We start from the raw sequence: 3,240 nt of genomic DNA on the forward strand, positions 1-3,240 counted from the left end.
AAAAATCACTTCTGCCTTTAAGAAGCTCAAAAACCGTGGTCGGCTGAGCGAAGCCGATGTCAAGAGCGCCATGCGCGAGATCAAGCTGGCACTGCTCGAAGCAGACGTCAACTTTAAGGTCGTCAAGCAGTTCACCAAGACGGTGACCGAACGCGCAACCGGTGCTGAGATTCTTGAAAGCCTTTCCCCTGCTCAGCAGGTTATCAAGATTGTAAACGAAGAACTGACCAAATTGATGGGCGGTTCCAATCAGAAAATCAACATTTCCCCGAACCCGCCAACCGTGATTATGATGGTCGGTTTGCAGGGTGCCGGTAAAACAACAAACGGTGCCAAGCTCGCAGGTCTGCTCAAAAAGCAGCAGCAGCGCAGACCGCTCCTCGTTGCCTGTGACGTCTATCGTCCGGCAGCAATCGAACAGTTGAAGGTCGTAGGCGGAAAGTTAGATATTCCCGTTTTTGAAATGGGACAGGGCGATCCGGTTGAGATTGCCAAAGCAGGTGTCGATTACGCAAAGAAAAATGCGTATGATTTGGTTTTGCTGGATACAGCAGGTCGCCTGCACATTGATGAAGCTCTGATGGATGAGCTGAAAAACATCAAAGCCACCGTAAAGCCGTCTGAAATCATGCTGGTTGTCGATGCGATGACCGGTCAGGATGCTGTCAACGTAGCTTCTGCGTTTGACGAGGCACTGGGAATCGACGGTATTTTGATGGCAAAAATGGATGGCGACGCACGAGGCGGCGCTGCCCTTTCTACCAAAGCAGTCACCGGCAAGCCGATTAAGTTTATTGGTACCGGCGAAAAGCTGGGTGATATTGAACCATTCCATCCGGATCGTATGGCTTCCCGTATTCTCGGCATGGGCGATATGCTCACACTGATCGAGAAAGCACAGGAAAACTACGATGCCAAAAAGGCAGCGGAGCTGGAAAAGAAGGTTCGCGCAAACCGTCTGACTCTGACCGATTTTGCCGATCAGCTCGGACAATTTGAAGATCCGGAAAAAATGCAGAGTATGCTGAAAATGATTCCGGGCATGGACGCAAGTGCACTGGCTGGCGCACAGGTTGATACCAAAGCAGTCGGCCACACCAAGGCGATTATTCAGTCGATGACGCCGAAAGAGCGCGATAATCCGTCCATCATCAACTTCAGCCGCAAGAAGCGTATTGCGGCGGGCTGCGGTCTCAAAATCGAAGATGTCAATCGTCTGCTCAAGCAGTTCGAGATGATGCAAAAGATGACCCGCCAGTTCAATAACATGTCCAAGAAGGGACGCAAAAAGGGTGGCATGGGTTTCCCTGGTCTCGGCAATCTTGGCAAGCGCGGAGGCTTCCGCTTCCCGTTCTAATTTAATTTCGTGTAAAGATATTTACAATAATCAATTCACAGGAGGTGAAAACAATGGTAAAAATCAGACTTCGCAGACTGGGTGCTAAGAAGGCTCCTTTCTACCGTGTCGTTGTCGCAGATTCCCGTTTCCCGCGCGATGGTCGTTTCATCGAGGAAATCGGCACTTACAACCCGCTGACCGATCCGGTTGAAATCAAGATTGACAGCGAGCGCGCACAGCAGTGGATCAAGAACGGCGCACAGCCGACCGACACTGTTCGCGTACTGCTGAAGAAAACCGGCGTACTGTAAAAATCAAGTGAGGTTGTTTTAGATGAAAGAACTTTTGACCTACATCGCAAAGAACCTTGTTAACGACCCGGACGCCGTCAATGTAACCGAAACCATGCAGGGAGAGGAGATCGTCTTCGAGCTCCGTGTTGCTCCTGATGATATGGGTAAGGTCATCGGCCGTCATGGTCGCATAGCGAAGGAAATTCGCACCTTGATGAAGGCGGCCGGTAATCGTCAAAATAAAAAGGTCACTGTCGAAATTGTCGACTGAATCTTTTCAAGAGCCGCGGCGCGGCTCTTTTTTTTCTACTCTTTTCCCCTTGGAGGATTCTCGATGAAAAAGCAATATCTTGAAATTGGCAAGATCGTAAATACGCACGGCATTCGCGGTGACATCAAAGTGCAGCCGTGGTGCGATTCCCCGGATTTTTTGGCTGAGTTTGACACGCTGTACCGCAAGGATCAGTCTCCGATTACCATCACTTCTGCGAAAGTGCACAAGGGTTGTGTCCTCATGCATCTGGAGGGCGTGGACACCGTAGAGCAGGCGCAAGCGATGCGCGGCATGACGCTGTACATGAACCGCGACGATGTAGAGCTGGAGGAAGGCGCTTTCTTTATTCAGGACGTCATCGGTCTGCCGGTATATGACGAGCGTGTTGGACGCGAAATCGGTGTAGTCAAAGAAATTTCCGATGGCCCAGCCGGTGATCTGTACGTCATTCAGGACGGCAAGACCCAGCACATGATTCCGGGCGTACCGGAGTTTTTGAAGGAAGTCGATTTGGAGAACGGCCGTGTCACGGTGCATACAATTGAAGGACTGTTGAGCGATGAAATTTGATATTTTAACGCTGTTTCCGGAAATGATTGACGCAGTCATGCAGACGAGCATCATCGGTCGCGCTCAGCAGGCAGGACTTGTCAGCATTCAGGCGACCAATATCCGTGATTTCACCTTAGACAAGCACAATCGTGTCGATGACACGCCATACGGCGGCGGAAAGGGCATGGTCATGCAGGCCGATCCATTATTCCGCTGTCATCAGCACATCACCGGCGGCAAGCACGTGCATACTGTCTTGATGAGCGCACAGGGCAAGCCGTTCTGTCAGGAAAAAGCGCGTGAGTTGCTGGCGCATGAGCATATTGTCATCGTATGCGGTCACTATGAGGGCATTGACCAGCGATTCATCGACGAATGCGTAGACGAAGAGATCTCCATCGGTGATTTTGTTCTCACCGGCGGTGAAATTCCCGCTATGGCGGTCACAGACGCCGTCTGCCGCATGGTTCCCGGTGTCTTGGCAGAAGAGGTCTGCTTCACCGATGAAAGCCACTGGAACGGCTTATTGGAGTATCCGCAGTACACCAAGCCAGCTGTTTGGCATGACCGCGAGGTGCCGGAGGTTCTGCTGTCCGGTCATCATGCCAACATTGACCGATGGCGCAGAAAGCAGAGTTTGGCCCGCACCCGCAAGCAGCGCCCCGACCTTTTCGAGCAGTTTGAGCCGCAAGGCAAACAGGACCAAAAGATCCTAGATGAAATTTATTTGGAAGACGACATGGTTCGATTCTAATCCCATATAAAAAGACCATGCAGGTTGC

Annotated in this window: 5 protein-coding genes; all 5 read left to right on the forward strand. The window is 51.3% G+C overall.

The genetic code is table 11. From position 1 onward, the window contains the following. A partial coding sequence (ffh, locus tag ACR0P9_RS09655) for a signal recognition particle protein (RefSeq protein WP_432619613.1) occupies positions 1-1,357 on the forward strand: 1,357 nt, incomplete at its 5' end. Between the two features lie 53 nt (positions 1,358-1,410). Then, a complete protein-coding gene (rpsP, locus tag ACR0P9_RS09660; protein ID WP_216470499.1) occupies positions 1,411-1,650 on the forward strand; it encodes a 30S ribosomal protein S16 in 240 nt (79 codons plus the stop codon). A 22-nt stretch (positions 1,651-1,672) separates the two neighbouring features. Continuing rightward, a complete protein-coding gene (locus ACR0P9_RS09665) occupies positions 1,673-1,903 on the forward strand; it encodes a KH domain-containing protein (protein WP_216470498.1) in 231 nt (76 codons plus the stop codon). 63 nt (positions 1,904-1,966) lie between these two features. Then, positions 1,967-2,476 (forward strand): ribosome maturation factor RimM, encoded by a 510-nt coding sequence (gene rimM, locus ACR0P9_RS09670; protein WP_432619615.1) that lies wholly within the window; start codon positions 1,967-1,969, stop codon positions 2,474-2,476. Then, positions 2,466-3,212 carry a tRNA (guanosine(37)-N1)-methyltransferase TrmD gene (trmD, locus tag ACR0P9_RS09675; RefSeq protein WP_432619617.1) on the forward strand — a complete coding sequence of 249 codons (747 nt, stop codon included), beginning with the start codon at positions 2,466-2,468 and terminating at the stop codon, positions 3,210-3,212. The genes rimM and trmD overlap by 11 nt, the downstream gene beginning before the upstream one ends. Positions 3,213-3,240 lie beyond the last annotated feature (28 nt).

Source organism: Butyricicoccus sp., from assembly GCF_050872565.1.
Taxonomy (GTDB): domain Bacteria; phylum Bacillota; class Clostridia; order Oscillospirales; family Butyricicoccaceae; genus Butyricicoccus_A.

Excerpts from the sequence above, each read along its gene's own strand:
- rpsP (WP_216470499.1), top strand. The coding sequence starts at position 1,411 with ATGGTAAAAATCAGACTTCGCAGACTGGGTGCTAAGAAGGCTCCTTTC.
- ACR0P9_RS09665 (WP_216470498.1), top strand. The coding sequence starts at position 1,673 with ATGAAAGAACTTTTGACCTACATCGCAAAGAACCTTGTTAACGACCCG.
- rimM (WP_432619615.1), top strand. The coding sequence starts at position 1,967 with ATGAAAAAGCAATATCTTGAAATTGGCAAGATCGTAAATACGCACGGC.
- trmD (WP_432619617.1), top strand. The coding sequence starts at position 2,466 with ATGAAATTTGATATTTTAACGCTGTTTCCGGAAATGATTGACGCAGTC.